The 18,571-nt window shown below is 43.0% G+C and carries 16 protein-coding genes; 8 read left to right on the forward strand and 8 right to left on the reverse strand.

Going from position 1 to position 18,571, the window contains the following annotated elements; genetic code table 11:
- Window position 1 precedes the first annotated feature (1 nt).
- Window positions 2-1,435 (reverse strand): DUF2252 domain-containing protein, encoded by a 1,434-nt coding sequence (locus tag F902_RS00945; protein WP_005200342.1) that lies wholly within the window; start codon window positions 1,433-1,435, stop codon window positions 2-4.
- A 138-nt stretch (window positions 1,436-1,573) separates the two neighbouring features.
- Window positions 1,574-2,224, reverse strand: a complete 651-nt coding sequence (locus tag F902_RS00950; RefSeq protein WP_005200345.1) for an HAD family hydrolase — start codon at window positions 2,222-2,224, stop codon at window positions 1,574-1,576.
- Between the two features lie 183 nt (window positions 2,225-2,407).
- On the opposite strand from F902_RS00950, the gene F902_RS00955 reads away from it, so the two are divergent.
- Complete coding sequence (locus F902_RS00955) at window positions 2,408-2,884, forward strand: RNA pyrophosphohydrolase (protein ID WP_004656060.1); 477 nt, start codon at window positions 2,408-2,410, stop codon at window positions 2,882-2,884.
- Between the two features lie 93 nt (window positions 2,885-2,977).
- On the forward strand, window positions 2,978-5,272 hold the full coding sequence (gene ptsP, locus F902_RS00960) for a phosphoenolpyruvate--protein phosphotransferase (protein ID WP_005200346.1): 2,295 nt from the start codon (window positions 2,978-2,980) through the stop codon (window positions 5,270-5,272).
- 78 nt (window positions 5,273-5,350) lie between these two features.
- Here ptsP and F902_RS00965 read toward each other — a convergent pair whose 3' ends face one another.
- A complete protein-coding gene (locus F902_RS00965) occupies window positions 5,351-5,800 on the reverse strand; it encodes a hypothetical protein (protein WP_005200349.1) in 450 nt (149 codons plus the stop codon).
- Between the two features lie 631 nt (window positions 5,801-6,431).
- Between F902_RS00965 and F902_RS00970 the strand changes: the two genes are divergently transcribed.
- The 3 genes from F902_RS00970 to F902_RS00980 all read left to right on the forward strand — a co-directional run bounded on the left by F902_RS00970 (window position 6,432) and on the right by F902_RS00980 (window position 8,888).
- Window positions 6,432-7,952, forward strand: coding sequence for a catalase (locus F902_RS00970; protein WP_005200355.1), 1,521 nt, complete (start codon window positions 6,432-6,434; stop codon window positions 7,950-7,952).
- Window positions 7,953-8,043: 91 nt separating this feature from the next.
- On the forward strand, window positions 8,044-8,484 hold the full coding sequence (locus tag F902_RS00975) for a thiol-disulfide oxidoreductase DCC family protein (protein WP_005200357.1): 441 nt from the start codon (window positions 8,044-8,046) through the stop codon (window positions 8,482-8,484).
- Window positions 8,481-8,888 (forward strand): DoxX-like family protein, encoded by a 408-nt coding sequence (locus F902_RS00980; RefSeq protein WP_005200359.1) that lies wholly within the window; start codon window positions 8,481-8,483, stop codon window positions 8,886-8,888. The genes F902_RS00975 and F902_RS00980 overlap by 4 nt, the downstream gene beginning before the upstream one ends.
- Here F902_RS00980 and F902_RS00985 read toward each other — a convergent pair.
- Entirely contained in the window at window positions 8,875-9,927 is a 1,053-nt protein-coding gene (locus F902_RS00985) for an MBL fold metallo-hydrolase (RefSeq protein ID WP_005200360.1), read from the reverse strand. The genes F902_RS00980 and F902_RS00985 overlap by 14 nt on opposite strands.
- 392 nt (window positions 9,928-10,319) lie before the next feature.
- On the opposite strand from F902_RS00985, the gene F902_RS00990 reads away from it, so the two are divergent.
- The gene (locus F902_RS00990; protein WP_005200361.1) at window positions 10,320-11,228 is read left to right on the forward strand and encodes a LysR substrate-binding domain-containing protein; all 909 of its coding nucleotides are present in this window, start codon (window positions 10,320-10,322) and stop codon (window positions 11,226-11,228) included.
- Between the two features lie 64 nt (window positions 11,229-11,292).
- On the opposite strand, the gene F902_RS00995 is transcribed toward F902_RS00990, so the two are convergent.
- The 4 genes from F902_RS00995 to F902_RS01010 all read right to left on the reverse strand — a co-directional run bounded on the left by F902_RS00995 (window position 11,293) and on the right by F902_RS01010 (window position 14,331).
- A complete protein-coding gene (locus F902_RS00995) occupies window positions 11,293-11,901 on the reverse strand; it encodes a glutathione S-transferase family protein (protein WP_005200367.1) in 609 nt (202 codons plus the stop codon).
- 52 nt (window positions 11,902-11,953) lie between these two features.
- Window positions 11,954-12,652 (reverse strand): helix-turn-helix transcriptional regulator, encoded by a 699-nt coding sequence (locus F902_RS01000; protein WP_005200369.1) that lies wholly within the window; start codon window positions 12,650-12,652, stop codon window positions 11,954-11,956.
- A gap of 75 nt (window positions 12,653-12,727) precedes the next feature.
- Window positions 12,728-13,402 (reverse strand): HAD family hydrolase, encoded by a 675-nt coding sequence (locus tag F902_RS01005; protein WP_005200370.1) that lies wholly within the window; start codon window positions 13,400-13,402, stop codon window positions 12,728-12,730.
- Window positions 13,399-14,331 (reverse strand): RluA family pseudouridine synthase, encoded by a 933-nt coding sequence (locus tag F902_RS01010; RefSeq protein WP_004802451.1) that lies wholly within the window; start codon window positions 14,329-14,331, stop codon window positions 13,399-13,401. The genes F902_RS01005 and F902_RS01010 overlap by 4 nt, the downstream gene beginning before the upstream one ends.
- A gap of 432 nt (window positions 14,332-14,763) precedes the next feature.
- Here F902_RS01010 and F902_RS22570 point away from each other — a divergent pair, with 432 nt between their 5' ends.
- The gene (locus F902_RS22570) at window positions 14,764-14,910 is read left to right on the forward strand and encodes a hypothetical protein (protein ID WP_004637771.1); all 147 of its coding nucleotides are present in this window, start codon (window positions 14,764-14,766) and stop codon (window positions 14,908-14,910) included.
- 209 nt (window positions 14,911-15,119) lie between these two features.
- Entirely contained in the window at window positions 15,120-18,461 is a 3,342-nt protein-coding gene (locus tag F902_RS01015; RefSeq protein ID WP_005200371.1) for an Rne/Rng family ribonuclease, read from the forward strand.
- Window positions 18,462-18,571: the final 110 nt, after the last annotated feature.

The following is an 18,571-nucleotide window of genomic DNA, read 5'->3' on the forward strand; positions in this document are numbered from 1 at the left end:
ATTAAAGGGCATCATTGCCAGCGAGCTGAATCTGACCATCCGCTACGGCATTCATGAATTGCTGGTAGTCATTGAAATTACGCTCAGCTGACTGGGTCGCATAATTCTGTAAAACCTCAACGATCGTACTACCTTCACCTAAATACCCCATCAACACATCGGCATTACCGGCTTTTGCATGCGCATGGGCTAAAGCGAGACCGCAACTTTCCGCATATTCATAGAAATATTCATCATCCATATCGGCAAGATCGACCGAAATTTTCATATCTCGTAACTGACGGACATGAAAATCTTGTTTCAAGCTGGAAAAACCCAAGAAGATATCGCTGGCCGCTTGCATCAATTGCTGACCATGAATCACCCGCTCGCCTTCATGCGCAACCTTATCTTTAAACAGCGGACTGAGAATTGAAGGATTGGCTTCCTTCATTTGTAAGATCAGCGGTTCACGGTCTGCATCTTCAAATAAGGCAATTGCTGAGCGGGTTCCAACACTGCCAACCCCCGCCACTTTGAGTGCCACATCGGTCCGCTGATAACGATCAAACAATACCTGTCGGTCATATTTCAATGAGTTACGATAGCGTTGAAAAAACTCATCGACTTGCTCAGCAAATGGTTCATCCGCTTTGGGGTGCCACAGTAAAGGGGCATCATCAATAAAGTGTCTAAACCCGGTTGCATCATCTTGTTGGGTCAACTTGGGTAATACCGAATGCGCATTGCGCTTTTGGGCTGAATCTAGATGCTTGGCACGTTTCTTTCTGAGTTTTCGGCATTCGGTATTTTCTAATAAAGTAGTGGCATCGACCTTTTCATACCAAACTTGCAATGGGGATAAGGCCATATTTTCTAGCAAGTGTTTGCGATAGCTGTTCAGCATGGTTTTAATGGCTTTTAAGCCGCTGCGCTCTCCCAAACCAATGTCTTTGGCCGCAATCACAAAACTGGTCACTAGGCGTTTTAAATCCCACTCAAACGGCGCAACCAAGGTTTCATCAAAGTCATTGATGCCAAATAACAGGTTACGTTCAGGACTGGCAAAACCGCCAAAGTTGCTTAAATGGCAATCGCCACAAATTTGCTGAAACAAACCTGAATTGTGTTGTTCCCATGCTTGGTCAAACAGCATCAGTGCGGGCATACCACGATAGAACGTAAACGGCGAGACACTCATCCGCTTGGCACGAATCGGCTGTAATTGTGCTAGGCGTCCTTGATTGCTCCAATCATAAAGCGTTAACGCCGTGGTGCCTTTGGGACGTACTGAAAGTTGAGCTAAGTTTTCACGTGGAACTTTTTTTCGTTGTGTCTTACCTAATTGAAAGCCTTCGCTTTTGCTCAATAACTTGCCTTGATAGCTATGTCGTGTGAGATCAATACTCTCTGCGGTCCAGAGTTGTTTTGGTAATTTGATTTGTTGTTTTGTCATAACACCCCCTATAAATCCAGTAGTGTTATAGCAATAATTTGAATGAATAGGATAATGATTTTTTTAATTTTTTAGCGTGATTAAAGCACTGCCAAATATTCCATTTCATCAAGACATATTTGGCAGCAAATCAAAACTTTAAATCGACCAGTCTTGAATGTCCCAAGCCTGCTGTTGCGCTAGCTTTTCTAAACGATCATCCGGATTGACCGCAATCGCATGGGTGGCATATTCAAGCAAGAAACGATCATTAATTGAATCAGAATAGGCCCATGACTCAGACACGGACCGACCAGCCAACCACTGATCCAGACGCGTGAGCTTGCCTTTTTGATAACACGGAATCCCTGCCACCTTGCCTGTATATTGACCATCAATTACTTCTGCATTGGTGGCAATAATCTCGGTAATGCCAAATTCACGGAAAATCGGTGCGGTAATAAAGTCACTGGTGGCGGTGATACCGACAATGGCATGACCAAGATCTTGATGTTTTTTAATCGCATCGAAGCCTTTAGGTCGCATCTGCGGACGAATGACTTTCTGCATAAACAACTGATGTAACTCAGTTAAATAGGCATTGTCGTGTTTGGTCAGGAATTCGAATACAAATTCATTATAAGCAATCGGATCAAGTTGCCCTGCTTTATAGTCTTCGTAGAATTTGTCATTCATTTGACGATGATGGACTGGATCGACTAAACCTTCATTGACTAAAAATTCACCCCAAGAGTGATCAGAGTCAGTATTTAACAGGGTGTGATCTAAATCAAACAAAGCCAATTGCATAGAATTTCTCGTTTAAACTGAAAATTAAGAAAAAAAATGTAAATCTATCACCGCTAGTCGATAGAAATTCGTTAAGATCATAGCAATTTTTAAACATTTTACTTTGACCTTTTTCGAGTTGGACAAAAGAGTGACTGTCCCCGAGATCAAAGTCAACGATATAGACAAAATTTAGGTAGCCAAATGATCGACTCAGAAGGTTTCCGACCCAACGTCGGGATCATTTTGGCAAACGATGACGGACAAGTTTTATGGGCAAAACGCATTGGTCACAATGCTTGGCAATTTCCACAAGGAGGGATCCAATTTGGTGAAACCCCTGAACAGGCACTTTTTCGTGAACTGAGAGAAGAAGTCGGTTTATTGCCCGAACACGTCCAAATTATAGCGCAAACAAAAGGTTGGCTGCGTTATCGTTTGCCACATCGGTACATTCGGTCAGATTCAGATCCGGTATGTATTGGACAAAAGCAGAAATGGTTTTTACTGAAGTTAACGGCCTCGCCGCATCATATTCAGTTAAACCTATCAGACCCACCCGAATTCGATGAATGGCAATGGGTGAGTTACTGGTACCCATTGGGTCAAGTGGTCAACTTCAAACGTGATGTTTACCGTAAAGCTATGATGGAATTATGTTTACAACTACCTCAGCGCTAATTGTCATGAAATCATCATTTTAAGCAATGATTTTTGGCAACAGAGCTGTTATAACTAGGCCTATAACGATTCAATAAATTGGAGTAAACATCCATGTCAAACATGCAACTCGACACGCTTAGACGCATTGTGCAAGAAATCAATGCGTCCGTCAGTTTGCATGATTCCTTGGACATTATGGTCAATCATGTGGCCGATGCCATGCATGTGGATGTCTGTTCAATTTATTTATTGGACGAGCGTAATCGTCGTTATGTACTGATGGCGTCTAAAGGGTTAAAACCAGAGGCGGTTGGCACCGTATCACTCAGTGTCGGTGAGGGTTTGGTTGGCTTGGTCGGTCAACGTGAAGAAATCGTTAACTTAGACAATGCCCCTAAACATGAGCGCTTTGCCTATTTACCTGAAACAGGTGAAGAGCTATTCAACTCCTTCCTTGGCGTTCCAGTGATGTATCGCCGTAAGGTAATGGGGGTGCTGGTTGTTCAAAATAAAGAGTCTCAAGACTTTAGCGAAGCCGCTGAATCATTCTTGGTCACACTTTGTGCACAGCTCTCAGGTGTAATTGCTCATGCACATGCTGTGGGAAATATTGATGTGTTCCGTAAACCCAGCAATGGCCCGAGCTATAAAACCTTCCAAGGTGTGTCTGGTGCAGGTGGTGTGGCCTTAGGTCGTGCCATCGTTCTTTACCCCCCTGCTGATCTCGCTGCAATTCCTGACCGTGAAGCCGAAGACATCAGTGACGAATTAGAATTACTCGATCAAGCCATTGCTGCAGTACGTTTAGAGATTCAATCCCTAGATGAAAAAATGCAAGATTCACTCATGTCGGAAGAACGTGCCTTATTTAGCGTGTTTTTACGTATGTTAGATGAAAATGCACTACCGAGTGAAATTAAAGACCATATTCGTGCTGGCAGTTGGGCACAGGGTGCGGTACGCAAAGTCATCGACAAACATGTCGCGTTATTTGCACAAATGGAAGATGACTACCTGCGTGAACGTGTTTCTGATCTGAAAGATCTTGGGCGCCGAATCTTGGCTTGCTTGCAAGAAAACGATACTAGTCATCGTGAACTCAGTCCGGACAGCATTTTGATTGGCGAAGAGATCAGCACCGCAGCCTTGGTGGAATTACCCGTGGATAATATTGCGGCGATTGTCACTTCTGAGGGTGCGGCCAACTCACATATGGTGATTGTTGCACGCGCCTTGGGCATTCCAACTGTGGTGGGGGTAACCGAGTTACCAATCACCACACTGGATGATATCGAAATGATTGTAGATGCCTATCAAGGCCGTGTTTTCGTCAATCCACCGCGTCGTCTACGTCAACGTTATAAAGAAGTACAAAAAGAAGAAGAGCAAATCGCCAAAGATTTGAAGCAATACGAAACCAAAGATGCAATTACCCCAGATGGCGTGTCGATTCCTTTATTCGTCAATACCGGTTTGATGATTGATGTGGTCCGTGGTGTACAACGAGGTGCCAAAGGTGTTGGCTTATATCGTAGTGAAATTCCATTCATGTTACGTGAGCGCTTCCCTGGCGAAGAAGAACAACGTGCCATCTATCGCCAACAATTAAGCCATTTTGCCAACAAACCTGTGATTATGCGCACCCTCGATATTGGTGCGGACAAGGACTTACCGTATTTCAGTATTGAAGAAGAAAATTCAGCATTGGGTTGGCGTGGCATACGCTTTACCCTTGATCATCCTGAAATTTTCTCTGCGCAAATTCGTGCCATGCTGAAAGCCAGTATTGGTCTAAATAATTTGCATATCTTGTTGCCAATGGTGACCAGTGTCAGTGAAGTGGAAGAAGTACTGTATCTGTTAGAACGTGACTGGATTGCGGTACAAGAAGAAGAACAGGTCAAGATTACCAAACCTAAAATCGGGATTATGGTTGAAGTACCAAGTGTACTTTTACAGATTGATGAATTTGCCGAACTGGTTGATTTCTTCTCGGTAGGCTCAAACGATTTAACCCAATATTTACTGGCAGTCGATCGGAATAACCCGCATGTGGCCAACGTCTATTCGCATTTCCATCCATCGGTACTACGTGCACTAAAACGTTTGGTTCAAGACTGTCATATCCATCAGAAACCAGTCAGCGTCTGCGGTGAAATGGCGGGCGATCCATTGTCTGCAATTTTATTAATGGCAATGGGTTTTAACACCCTTTCGATGAGTTCAAGCAATATTCTCAGAGTACGCAAAGCGATTTGTCATGTCCCAATGACTGATGCTAAGAAACTGTTGGATGATGTTCTACAAATGAACAACCCACTGGTGATTAAAAGTTGGCTTGAACATTATTTCAAGACTCACGGTCTTGCCGATATGGTCAAATCCAATCGTATGCTCAATGTCTAAACGAGACATTTCCATATAAGACCAAACATAAAAAAGGGCGATACTTTCAACAAGATCGCCCTTTTTCAATACATATGCTTATTTTGCTGAACGCAGGTAAATCTGTTGTTTTCCGCCATTCAACGTCACGTTCGGAAATTTACGATCATAATCAATCACAATCGCATCTTTGCCAGTTAAATTCTTGGCATCCGATTCCCAAGTCACATAGTATTTGATTTTAGCATCATCCCGAACTGAGGGCTGAATAAGCTTACGGTGATCTGCAGGCACAGTAAAATCAACCGCAAATGGGACCTGAGAGATTTGAACTTTTTTCTGTTGAATCAAAGTCGCTGGGACATCTGCGATCTGACTATCTACTGCATATAAGCTTACTGTACCCTGTTGTTGCGTGACCGCATAATTTCCTTGCCCAACAAACTCAACCTTCAAGGAATTTGCTTTAGTCTCATCTTTTTGTGGCATGGAAGTACAACCTGCTAAAACAGTTAAAGACAACCCGAAACTCAATGCTAACTTTTTCATTTTTTTAATCTCTTCAAAGATAAGCACAAAATAACATAGCAAACGTAAAAATCTTAAGGGTTTACATATTTACTACTGAGCATCTGCTTTTAGATAACAAGCAAAGTATGCTGAATAAATTCCGTCGTTTTAACTGTACTCACTGAGTAAATTAATCAATTTTAAGATACATCAAAAACCATGAGAGAAATCAATTGAGGACTTTTTACATAACTCCAACAGGTAAAACAGGCCCTTTTATAAAACAACCAATGTCTTTCTCACTTTCCAAAACAAACACTAGATTCAATTTCAACTAAAACCCAGCAAAGCAGTAAGTCTTTATTTTTTCGTTATCTTTTATCTTTTTTTAACAAATCTAACATTCAAAAAAGTACAGTTCATGTTTAAGATTTAGACAGCTTCAATCGAATAAAGCATTTATGACATCAACTTTAATCCATTGGAAAAAAAGCTTTCATCAACCTAGAGTAAAAATACAAAGGATGGGAACTTGATCATTATAAATCGCACTTAGGCATCCGAAGTTTCGATACCCAATTTGCGCATGAGACAGTTAAACATTCATATCTTTGAACGGTCAAACAGTTGAGGTGACCTCACTCACGGGTCATCTTGATGGAGATAGAACATGAGCCAAGACGATAAAAAATGTCCTTATAGCCACTTAACTACTGACTTCGGCGCACCTGTCGTCGACAACCAAAATAGTATGACCGCAGGTGCTAGAGGACCATTATTAGCCCAAGATTTATGGCTGAATGAAAAACTTGCCAACTTTGTCCGTGAAGTGATTCCTGAGCGCCGTATGCATGCCAAAGGTTCAGGTGCATTTGGTACATTCACCGTAACCCATGATATTACTCAATATACCCGCGCTAAAATTTTTAGCGAAATCGGTAAAAAAACTGAAATGTTTGCTCGCTTTACCACAGTTGCAGGTGAACGTGGTGCAGCAGATGCGGAACGAGATATCCGTGGTTTTGCTTTAAAATTTTATACTGAAGAAGGTAACTGGGACATGGTCGGGAACAATACCCCTGTGTTCTTCTTACGTGATCCACGTAAATTCCCAGATTTAAACAAAGCGGTAAAACGCGACCCTAAAACCAATATGCGTAGTGCAACCAATAACTGGGATTTCTGGACATTACTTCCAGAAGCATTACACCAAGTGACGATCGTGATGTCTGATCGCGGTATTCCTTCAAGCTACCGCCATATGCATGGTTTTAGTAGCCATACTTATAGTTTTATTAATGCTGCCAATGAGCGTTTCTGGGTGAAATTCCACTTTAGAACGCAACAAGGAATTAAAAACTTAACTGATGCAGAAGCTGGCGAATTGGTGGGCCAAGATCGTGAAAGTCATCAACGTGATCTGTTCGATGCGATTGAACGTCAAGACTATCCAAAATGGACGCTTTTCGTACAAATCATGCCAGAGCAAGATGCCGAGAAAGTTCCATATCACCCATTTGACTTAACCAAGGTTTGGCCTCACGGCGACTATCCATTGATTGAAGTTGGTGAATTTGAACTTAACCGTAATTCAGAAAACTTCTTCTTAGATGTGGAACAATCTGCTTTTGCACCAAGTAACTTAGTACCTGGTATCAGTGTTTCACCAGACCGTATGTTACAAGCGCGTTTGTTTAACTATGCAGATGCTCAACGCTACCGTCTCGGTGTGAACTACCAACAAATTCCAGTCAACGCCGCACGTTGCCCTGTACATAGTAACCACCGCGATGGTCAAGGCCGTATCGACGCCAACTATGGTGGCTTACCACATTATGAGCCAAACAGCTTCGGTCAATGGCAAGAGCAGCCTCAGTACAAAGAGCCCCCATTGAAAATTAATGGCGATGCTGATTTCTGGGATTATCGTGAAGATGACAATGACTATTTCAGTCAACCGCGTGCCTTGTTCGAATTGATGACAGCTGAACAACAAGATGCATTATTTGGCAATACAGCACGTGCCATGGGTGATGCTTTGGACTTCATCAAATATCGTCATATCCGTAACTGTTATGCATGCCACCCTGCTTATGGTGAAGGCGTAGCGAAAGCATTAGGCATGACGGTTGCAGATGCTCAAGCTGCTCGTGAAACCGATCCAGCCCGTCATTTACCTAGCTTTCTGTAAACCTTAAATATTGAAATTTAAAGCCATCCTCGGATGGCTTTTTTAATGCAGTTGAGGGACAATTTATTCACCCCCCATTAGAACAATAAATATGCTGAAATCATTAGAACACCTTATCCAAAGTCATGACATCATCCTGTTTGATGCAGAGTGCGTACTATGCTCAGCATGGGCAGATTTTATGATCAAGCATGATCAACACTGCCAATTCAAACTAGTTTCAGTGCAATCCAATATCGGACAGCAACTCCTCACCTATTGTCATCTCCCTACTGATCATTTTGAAACAATGGTCTTACTGGAAAATGGTCAATGTTATACCGAATCGACCGCCTTTCTACGCATTATGCAACGACTGGATTCCCCTTATCGCGGCTTGAAATATGCCCGTCTTGTGCCTCAAACCATCCGAGATTTTGCTTATCGTCGAATCGCCTTAAATCGCTACCGCCTATTTGGTCAAACCGAACAGTGCTATCGAGTGACGCCTGAAACTCAGCAGCATTTTCTATTGGATGAGGTCTTAACATGAATAGTCAGAACCAGACCATTCAACAGATCTTAAGGTTTTGTCAGTTAATTATTGCAGTGCTTTGGATTTATCAGGGGTTGATTCCCAAACTGATATTTCAGGTTGAAGGTGAATACTATGTTTGGCAACAACTCAATATTGCAGCCCCCTATATTCCGTGGATGATTTCACTGTCGGGCATTGCCGAGATCATTTTTGGTAGTCTATTTTTATTTTTAACTCACAAGTATTTACATTGGCTCAGCATTATCAGCCTGATTGGGTTATTTATTTTCGTTTTATATATTTATCCCAATCAGATCTATCAAGCCTTTAATCCTGTGGTCATGAATATTGCACTTGCGAGCCTTTCTGTGATTTCACTATGGAGTATCAAAGCTCTACAAAACGCTAAGCACGAATAAAGTGCCCTTCACGAATGCAATAAAACGGATTCACCAATTTTGAAGAGGATTTCATGGCTTGCTGCAGTTCATGTTCAGGGGCATCACGATCTTCGTCCGTCAGCTGAAAGGTTCGATAATGAATCGCCAAAGAACGGTGGGCATGCAAATCTAAATGGGCATGAAATGCGTCTTGTGGATTCATATGCACATAGCGCATCAGCATGCGTGGTTCATAAGCACCTATCGGCAATAACGCCACCCGCGCATCGCCATAACGCTCATGGATTTGTTTAAAGTGCGTGGAATAGCCCGTATCCCCAGCAAAGAAACAATGGCCTGTTTTAGCAAGCAAGGAAAAACCGCCCCACAGTGCTCTATTTTGATCACGCACTCCACGCCCAGAAGTATGCTGCGCAGGTGTATAAGCGATCTTCAACTCATCATGAAACGGAATCTCCTGCCACCAATCCATTTCAATCACATGTAAGTGCTTAGGTAGGTAATAGCCATTGCCTAAGCCCGTATAAATTGGCATTTCAAATTTCTGATGTAACCATTCTAAAGTCGCCAGATCCATATGATCATAATGATTGTGGCTCAATAACACGCCATGAATAGTTGGAAGATGTTCTAGAGCAATGCCAGCAGGACAAACACGTTGTGGACCATTGCCCTGTTTCGGACTGACATATTCACACCAAACTGGATCAGTTAAAAAGTTATAAGGGCCGATTTGAATAAGAACTGTTGCATGACCGACAAACCAAATTTGCCAATCATTCATATCTGCATGCGGGCGGTTCTGCGGAAGTTCCAACATGTGATTCCGCATATTCCATTCATGCGAACGATCTACCGTCCATGTCGATGATTTACGGGTCGCCAGCCATTTGAGCAAACCTTTACGATCAAATGGTGTTAAGGGTTTCTGTAAATTATAAAAACGGTCAATGCCACAATGATCAGAAGCCTCATGTGGAAAAGGAGGTTTCCCCCAAGTATGGCTCAAGCAAGATTGTGTCGGCAATTGATAGGTTAATGTCGGCTTATCTTTCATGTACGTCTTCTTTGGTGGAATCTCATCGCATGAGGTGAATGGTTTGGTATACCGTTTAGGTCATGGACTATTTTTTAATGCGATAGCCTTTCAAATCATAATGATTTTTTTAGGATTCTCGTCTTATTCCAAATCACTATAATCGGTCTTTGATCCTAACATAAGCTTGTTAGTTATGCTGATTTTCTATGATAGAGTCAACACAATTTTACCGAACTAATAACGCACAATGACAATTCGAGCCAAGGGCTAAACCTCAGCTTTTGCGCTATTTCTTATATTTTAGAAAAAAGCATATTGTATATAAAATAAGCTTAGATATAATGCGCCAACAACATGATATTCCCATCATGATAACTAAAATAATAGTAAGACACATTTGGATCAGTCTTATGGAATTACGTCATTTACGCTATTTCATTACCGTTGCTGAAGAGCTCAGTTTCAGTAAAGCAGCGCTTAAATTACACACGTCGCAACCTTCACTCAGCCAGCAAATTAAAGATCTCGAAGATGATGTTGGTGTACAACTGTTGCATCGGACCAAGCGCAAAGTAGAGCTAACTGACGAAGGCCAAGTTTTTCTCGAACAAGCACGTTTAACCCTCACTCAAGCAGACAAAGCCATTACCATGGCTCGACAGGTTGCTGCAGCCAAAGTACAATGTTTAAAAATTGGTTTTGTGCCCTCTGCTGAAATTCGCATTTTCCCTTATATTTTGCCACGTTTAAGAGTTCGCCTGCCCAAACTGCAAATTCGTACGCTTAACCTTAAAGAAAGCGATCAAATCAATCTGCTGAAAAAAGGTGACTTAGATCTGATCTTTATTAATCAAAAATTTGAAAATGAAGCATTTACAAGTCAATTAACACTCAAAGAACCCTTGGTGTTTATGCTACCGAAACAACATCCTTTGGCACAGCATGCACAGATCAACATTGATCAATTACAGGGTTTAGCCCTAACCATTTTAACCCACAAGCTGTCTCTGCCTTTGGCACGAATCATTACCCAATACATCAAACAGCAGCAGATTCATTTTCAAAGCATAGATGAAGCCAATAGCATTGCCGAAGCGATTCAAGCGGTCCATTCTGGGCAGCGTTGTGCCATTTTACCGGCCTATATCCAAGCCTTAGCCACCGACCAAATTGTCGTCAGATCATTGCATCATCCGCTGCCCTGCCTCGATGTTTTCATGGCTTACCCCAAAAATGCATCGAACCTTGCCACACAACAATTCCTAGAAGAAATTCGGCATATATTTGACTTAGATAGCGCCCATTTGAATTCGCACTGAATTCCTCACAAATAAAAAAGCCGAATCAATCGGCTTCCGTATTCTTTAAGTAAAGCCTATTGGCTTAGGCATTGCTAAAAAATTCAGCAAATTTCTGATAACTTGGTCGCTGTTTAATGTTTTCTAAATAGTGCTCAATCGCAGGATGAGACTGAATATCGCCCATCTTAAGCTGCCAAAATAACATCGCAGCAACCGTGACATCCGCAGCAGTAAACTGCTCACCACATAAATAGGGATCAACTTCATTGAGACCTTGTACAAAGGCGTTATAGGCATCTTGATAATCGCCATACCCCACAGAGCCTTTCTGATCAGGCTTCACCTCGACACCGAGCATTTTATTGGTTGAAGCAGCTTCCCAAGGCCCAGAAATAAAGAATAACCAACGATAATAAACACCACGTTTTGGATCATTCAGTGCAGGTGCCAAGCCTTTGTCTGCAAATTTATCGGCCAGATAAGCACAAATTGCATCAAGTTCATACACCACCACATCACCATCGACAAGAACAGGTACTTTGCCAAATGGATTGATTTTTAAATATTCAGGCGCTTTCATCTCAGTTTGAAAGGCAACCTCGATACGTTCGCATTCAATGCCAAGCTCGATCAGCAGCCAGTCAACAACGACGCCACGCGAAAAACTATTGGTATAAAGTTTAAGTGCCATTTTGATATTTCCTTGGTGAGTTATTCTTATTTCAATGTAATTGTTTTGATTGTCAGTTTTTGTCAGTAGTCTCACAGCACATTTCCTGTGCCCACCACTGTTGGAATAATTGCTGTTTGAATTGAGGATAAAGCTCCTGACTTAAGCTCAGCGCTCGAATTCGATCAATACGGAAGTGACGAAAACTTTTACGTAGCTCACACCATGCCGCCAATACGATTCGATCATTAAAATAACCTAGCGCAAATGGCCACAAAATACGAGAACTTACCCGTTGTTGTTCGTCGGCATAATCTACGGTAATTTTTAACTGCTGGCGGATGGCCAAACGCACTTGTTCCACTAAAGTTTCATCGACAGGTAACCAGACATTGATCGATCTTAAAGTGGTTTGTTCAAGTTGATGCTGACAATGCTCAGGCAGTACTGCATTGAGCTTTGCCAACACCGAAGTTGAGGCCGATTTCAAAGCCAAATCAGGAATATCGCTCAACCAATTCAGCGCTAAAAAAATTGCTTCGATCTCGGTTTCATTCAGCGTCATCGGTGGAAGCAGAAAATCTTGTTTCAGTTGAAACCCTAATCCAGCGGCAGCATCAATACAAACACCCTGCTCACGCAAAGTTTCGATATCACGATAGACACTGCGCTGGCTAATCTGTAAACGCTCTGCCAACACCTGCGCGGTCACAGGATAGCGATATTCTCTAAGTAGCTGTAATAGATTGAGCAAACGGATTGAACGACTCATATGGTCCCTATTGTTATTATGAATGATGGGAAGGCGAACACTCCCATCATTGTCGTTTCATATAATTTAGATTGATTAACTCTCGGTCAAAGCAGCCACATTCAGCACACTTTGCAAATAAGCATGTAGATCCTGCACATTATGCGCGATGACCAAGGGTTGATATTGCTGCAAGGTTTCAATGCTATGTACACCATAACTCACACCAATACGCGGCATATTCAGATTTTGAGCCATTTCTAGATCATAACTGGTATCGCCCACCATAACAGCACGATCAGCAGCGACATCCAGCTCAGTCAAAATTTCCTGCAGCATCAATGGATCTGGTTTGGATTTAGTTTCACTGGCTGCACGGGTAATATCAAAGATCTCATCACTATTGGTTTGTGCCAAAACCCGATCTAAACCTTTACGACTTTTACCAGTTGCCACAGCGAGCTTTAAGCCCTGCTGTTTTAGATCAGCGAGCAGCTCTGCAACACCGCTAAACCACGCATCCCCTTTCGAGTTTGCCACATAATGATCTGCATAACATTGCAAAATATCTTGCTGTAAATGCGGAACTTGCGGAAACAGGATTTGCATGACTTCAGGTAAACCTAAGCCAATAATGCTTTTTGCAGCTTCATCCGTCAGGGGTTGTTCAAATTGCTGTGCTGCATATTGCAAGCTTGCTACGATTTGCCCAACCGAATCAAATAAGGTGCCATCCCAATCAAAAATCACCAGTTCAATATTTTGACTCATTTCTGCTTTCTCAACTGATCGATCACCTGTTGCATATCTTCAGGCATTGGCGCTTCAATGCTTGGATAGTTGGGAATGTCTAAACGCATGGCATGTAGGCACAAACGGCGGGCTTCTGGACCGGTATAGGCCGTATTGTGTCCGTATTTATCATCCCCGACTAAAGGGTGACCAATACTGAGACCATGTACACGGATTTGATGGGTCCGGCCAGATAACGGTGATGCATGCACCAAAGTCGCGGCTTTAAAACGTTCAACCACTTTCCAATCGGTTTTACTCGGCTTACCGTCTTTGGTGACACGGACACGACGTTCGCCATTGGCCAGCTCATAACGCAATAAGGGTGCATCAATCAATTGCTGATCCAAACTGACTTGTCCTTTGACAATCGCCGCATAAGTTTTTTGAATTTTATGCTCGCGCAGTAAATCCTGTAGCAGCTTTAAAGTACTGCGCTTTTTACTGATCATCACCAAACCAGAAGTATCACGGTCAATACGGTGGATCAGTTCCAAGTATTTTTTACCTGTCGCGGCACGCAAGGCTTCGATTAAGCCATAGGCCACGCCACTACCGCCATGCACCGCAATCCCTGACGGTTTATTAACGACCAATAGCCCTTCATCCTCATATACCACACGGCTGAGTAGACTTTGTGCTACGCTATCACTCACTGGTGCCGCAGTTTCATCCTTTTGTTCATAGCGGATTGGTGCAACACGAATCTGGTCGCCAATCTTCAAACGTGTTTCTGCTTTTATTCTTTTTTTATTAACGCGTACTTGTCCTTCACGAACCAAACGGTAGATTCGACTCTTCGGTACACCTTTTAATCGGGTAAATAAAAAATTATCTATTCGCTGCCCGTCTTGATGCTCATCCACGTCAAACCAAGTGACACTTTGCCATTGTTGTGTAGAATTCATACGCTCGATTAATCCAAGATTTGTTAAATATGATTAAAAAATGATCATTTAGCTAAGTTATTTCACAAGAAACCTAAACTTAGCCCATAGGCAGATGCCGCAAGGTTTGATATATTCAGCGCACGGATACCACCGTAAGTGAGCATCAAATCAGAAATTTTATTTAGATAAAATTTTTAATCGATGAGATATTCACCAACAACTCGGATAGGTCCTAAAGAATTATGCCGACGCCGAAGGCTTATTATATCGGCAAAATGGCAAACTGTTGCGTTTAATTGTGCATATGCACATACAGTTTGTTCAGAAAAAATATGTCGCCAGCAATTTGCTGGTTATTAAACGTAAACTGATCCACATCAGACAATTTGCTCCCTGATGTCGCATTCAGGCTAAAGCGTTGATGCATTGGAACTGCTAAGCAGAGATACGATGATCATTCCGTATCAAGACTTCCAGATGGATCGACTTCAATGCTTAATGACAGTGAAAGTCACCATCCAATGCACCGCTCACCCGCCAGTGAAGCGTACAGGAAACTTTGATTATGTCGGATCTAGTGATATTTCACAGATGTAAGACATACATGAAATATCAACGGATTCAAGATTGAAGCAGTATTGCCGACATCGAAATAACCGTATCAAAACCCCAGCTGGATATTTACAGTCAGTGGTTTCAGAGCTTCCTACTCAACGTTGCTTCTGAGTCTTGATCGCGCCAATTTGATGTTTGCTCAAAAATATTGGGCTTGTTGTTTGTGTGCATCACTATTAGGTGTCACACCCATGAAACGTATGTTGATTAATGCAACCCACGCCGAAGAAGTTCGCGTTGCACTTATCACTGGTAATCGTCTTTACGATTTCGATTTAGAGAATCGTACTCGCGAACAAAAAAAATCAAATATCTATAAAGGTCATGTCACTCGCGTTGAACCGTCTTTAGAAGCGGTTTTCGTTGAGTACGGCGCACAGCGTCAAGGCTTTTTATCGATGCGAGAAATTGCAAACTCGTATTTCAAAGCAGACCCTCGTCAAACTTCAAATATTCGTGAACTCATCACTGAAGGCACTGAATTATTGGTTCAAGTTGAAAAAGAAGAACGCGGCAACAAAGGTGCTGCCCTGTCTACTTTTATCTCACTTGCGGGTCGTTATTTGGTCCTCATGCCAAACAATCCAAAAGGTGGCGGTATTAGCCGTCAAATTTCGGGTTCAGTGCGTGAAGAACTGAAAGAAATTTTAGCTTCTTTAAATGTACCGCGTGGCATGAGCGTGATCGTTCGTACTGCAGGTATTGGCCGTACACAAGAAGAGTTACAACTCGACTTACAACACTTACTCGACCTTTGGGCTCAAATCCAAGGTTCAGCAGGTTCTGGTCCATCACCAATGCTGGTTCATCAAGAAGCTGGTGTGGTGACCCGTGCAATCCGTGATTATTTACGTGATGACGTGGCTGAAATCCTGATTGATAGCGAGCAAGCCTATAACGAAGCCTATAACTTCGTAAAAGCAGTAATGCCACGTCAGTTAGACAAACTCAAAACCTATACCTTGAATGAGCCACTCTTTGCTCATTTTGGGATTGAAAGCCAGATCCAAACGGCTTATGAACGTGAAGTAAAACTTCCTTCTGGTGGTTCAATCGTGATTGACCAAACCGAAGCATTGGTATCGATCGATATCAACTCGGCGAAATCAACCCGCGGTCATGATGTTGAAGAAACGGCGCTCAATACCAACTTGGAAGCAGCCGAAGAAATCGCACGTCAACTTCGTTTACGCGATATTGGTGGCTTAGTGGTGATCGACTTCATCGACATGACCAAAGACCGTAACCAGCGTATGGTTGAAGCGAAATTACGTGAAGCAACGCAAAGTGATCGCGCACGTATCCAATTCGGTCAACTGTCACGTTTTGGTCTGATGGAAATGAGCCGTCAACGCCTACGTCCTTCGCTAGAAGAAGCGACTGGCTACGTGTGCCCACGCTGTCATGGCACGGGTATGGTACGTGACTTACGTTCACTGTCACTTTCGATTATGCGTAAGGTTGAAGAAATTGCTTTACGTGAACGTCAAGGTGAAGTTCAAGTCGAAGTCCCTGTGGAAATCGCAGCCTTCTTATTGAATGAAAAACGTCACAGCCTAGTTTACTTAGAGCAAACCTCAAATGTACGTGTTACCGTATTGCCTCACCCGCACTTGGAAACACCACATTACCAAATCCAGTTCAATCCAGATGGTTTCGCCCCTTCTAGTTATGAACGTACTGAAGCCACCCGTTCAAGCGAAAAAGAACTGGGCTATGAATCTTCAGACTGGCATTTAGAAGATGCAGAGCATCACCATGCACCTGCTGCACAAAACCAAGCTGCTGCACCACAGAAGAAAGCGGCTCAGCAACATGCTGCGCAAGCAAAACAAACTCAAGCAAGCACGCAAAAGTCAGCAAGTCCTTGCGCTTGGTTAGAGAACTTATTTGTTCAAAAACAAGCACAAACCACCGATCAATCTCGTTCTGCACAAAATGCAGCAGCCGCGATTGAACAAATGGTGAATAACGGTGCGGTGAGCCGCGGTCAGTTTGGCCAAGTCAATACACCAGCAATCGCTGAAGTTACTGCGCCAACTGTAAACAATGCTTATATTTCACAAAACCCTGTGAAACAAGAAGCACGTGAAAGCTTTGAGAAAGACGAGAAATCACATCGTCCGAACCAAAACCAGAAGAAGCGCAAGCACAAAGAACAACGTGAGCAACATGCACATGCGCATGAACAACAAAATCAAGTGCATGAAGAAGTGGTCCAACTGTCACGCCAAGAACAGCGCCATGAGCAACGTGAGCTAAAACGTCAACAAAAACGTCAACAGCCACAAGAATCTCAAAACCAGCAACAGCATCATGATGCTGCTCAAGGAAATGAGTCTGCGCCTTTACCACGTCGTGACCGTAACCAACAACGTCCAAATCGACCAAATCGCCATCGTGACCAGAGTGTGTTAAATGAAACACCGACGGCTGCACCTGAAGCTGTGGTAAATCCACAACAGGTTAAAGTGGATGTGGTCGATGCACCTCGCAGTGAACCAATGAACACAGCGCTTGTTGTGAATATTGATCAAGGTCAAAGTGAAATTGTTGCATTAAATGCACAACAGGCAACAGCGCCAGCGGCTAAAGCAGAAAAAGCAAAACCTGTTGTAGAAAAAGTTGAAACACCTGCGCCAGCTCAAGTAGAACAAGCGACTACTGAAAAAGCACCTGTTGAAGAAACTGCACAAGCACCTGCACAACGTGCCAGCAATGATCCACGTTCACGTCGTCGTCAGCGCAACCACCAAACTGCACCGAAAACGGCTACAGTAAAAGTTGCACTGTCGCAGACGCCTACGTTGGGACAATATACGCTGGGTAGCTTGATTCGTCATGTCTATGGTGATGATTGCACAATCCTGATTGAGCAATTCGGCTTAGTCACCACCTTTAACCGCGCTTTACAAAAGTTCGCTGAACAATATGCAAATAGTTTAGTGACTGAAACCGTCGTTAAAGAAGACAAACGTCCTGTCACACGTGATGCTGAACTTCCGACTCAGAAGCCAACTGAAGAAGCTGAACCTGCACCAGTGTTAGCATTAACACCACCGGATGCAGCGGCAGTTCGTGTTGCCAATGACCCGCGTGAACGTCGCCGTTTAGCGAAAATGGCTGCGGAGCAGGCAAAAGAAGCACATGTTGCTTCAAATGCAACGCCAGCTCCTGTAGAAACGACTGAATCGAAAGAAGAAGTGAAACAAGCAGACGATGCGGTTGTCGCAGAAGCAGCAACTGCACCAGAGCAACAACCTTTAGAACTTGCCAGTACAGAGACTGTTGTAGAAGTTGCATCAGTTGAGGCTGAAGCAGTCGAACCTACTGTAATTGCTGAAGTTGAAACCGTGACCGAAGCTGTTGCAGAAGTTGCTGAACCTGCTCAAACGGTTGAAAAAGCTGAACAAGCAACAACTACGACAGAAACAGAATTGGATGATGAAGCAGCGAAAGCGGAAAAAGAGAAATCGAACCGCCCTCCTCGTCGTCCACGCGGACGTCCACCAAAAAAGACCACAGCTGAGTGAGTAATTTGCTAAATTGCACTGAATAAGGCGAAGCCTAGTCATTTCGATGACTAGGCTTTTTTGTTATTTTGTCAAATTAGGTTGATTGCTCTAGGCACTTACCATTACAA

Origin of the sequence: Acinetobacter higginsii (genome assembly GCF_000369525.1) — a bacterium.
Lineage (GTDB): Bacteria > Pseudomonadota > Gammaproteobacteria > Pseudomonadales > Moraxellaceae > Acinetobacter > Acinetobacter higginsii.

Bases quoted from the DNA above. Each gene is read 5' to 3' on its own strand.
- F902_RS01015 (WP_005200371.1), top strand. From the start codon at position 15,120: ATGAAACGTATGTTGATTAATGCAACCCACGCCGAAGAAGTTCGCGTT.
- F902_RS00970 (WP_005200355.1), top strand. From the start codon at position 6,432: ATGAGCCAAGACGATAAAAAATGTCCTTATAGCCACTTAACTACTGAC.
- F902_RS00990 (WP_005200361.1), top strand. From the start codon at position 10,320: ATGGAATTACGTCATTTACGCTATTTCATTACCGTTGCTGAAGAGCTC.
- ptsP (WP_005200346.1), top strand. From the start codon at position 2,978: ATGTCAAACATGCAACTCGACACGCTTAGACGCATTGTGCAAGAAATC.
- F902_RS01005 (WP_005200370.1), bottom strand. From the start codon at position 13,402: ATGAGTCAAAATATTGAACTGGTGATTTTTGATTGGGATGGCACCTTA.
- F902_RS00975 (WP_005200357.1), top strand. From the start codon at position 8,044: ATGCTGAAATCATTAGAACACCTTATCCAAAGTCATGACATCATCCTG.
- F902_RS01010 (WP_004802451.1), bottom strand. From the start codon at position 14,331: ATGAATTCTACACAACAATGGCAAAGTGTCACTTGGTTTGACGTGGAT.
- F902_RS00985 (WP_005200360.1), bottom strand. From the start codon at position 9,927: ATGAAAGATAAGCCGACATTAACCTATCAATTGCCGACACAATCTTGC.
- F902_RS22570 (WP_004637771.1), top strand. From the start codon at position 14,764: ATGATCATTCCGTATCAAGACTTCCAGATGGATCGACTTCAATGCTTA.
- F902_RS00955 (WP_004656060.1), top strand. From the start codon at position 2,408: ATGATCGACTCAGAAGGTTTCCGACCCAACGTCGGGATCATTTTGGCA.
- F902_RS00965 (WP_005200349.1), bottom strand. From the start codon at position 5,800: ATGAAAAAGTTAGCATTGAGTTTCGGGTTGTCTTTAACTGTTTTAGCA.
- F902_RS00995 (WP_005200367.1), bottom strand. From the start codon at position 11,901: ATGGCACTTAAACTTTATACCAATAGTTTTTCGCGTGGCGTCGTTGTT.
- F902_RS00945 (WP_005200342.1), bottom strand. From the start codon at position 1,435: ATGACAAAACAACAAATCAAATTACCAAAACAACTCTGGACCGCAGAG.
- F902_RS01000 (WP_005200369.1), bottom strand. From the start codon at position 12,652: ATGAGTCGTTCAATCCGTTTGCTCAATCTATTACAGCTACTTAGAGAA.
- F902_RS00980 (WP_005200359.1), top strand. From the start codon at position 8,481: ATGAATAGTCAGAACCAGACCATTCAACAGATCTTAAGGTTTTGTCAG.
- F902_RS00950 (WP_005200345.1), bottom strand. From the start codon at position 2,224: ATGCAATTGGCTTTGTTTGATTTAGATCACACCCTGTTAAATACTGAC.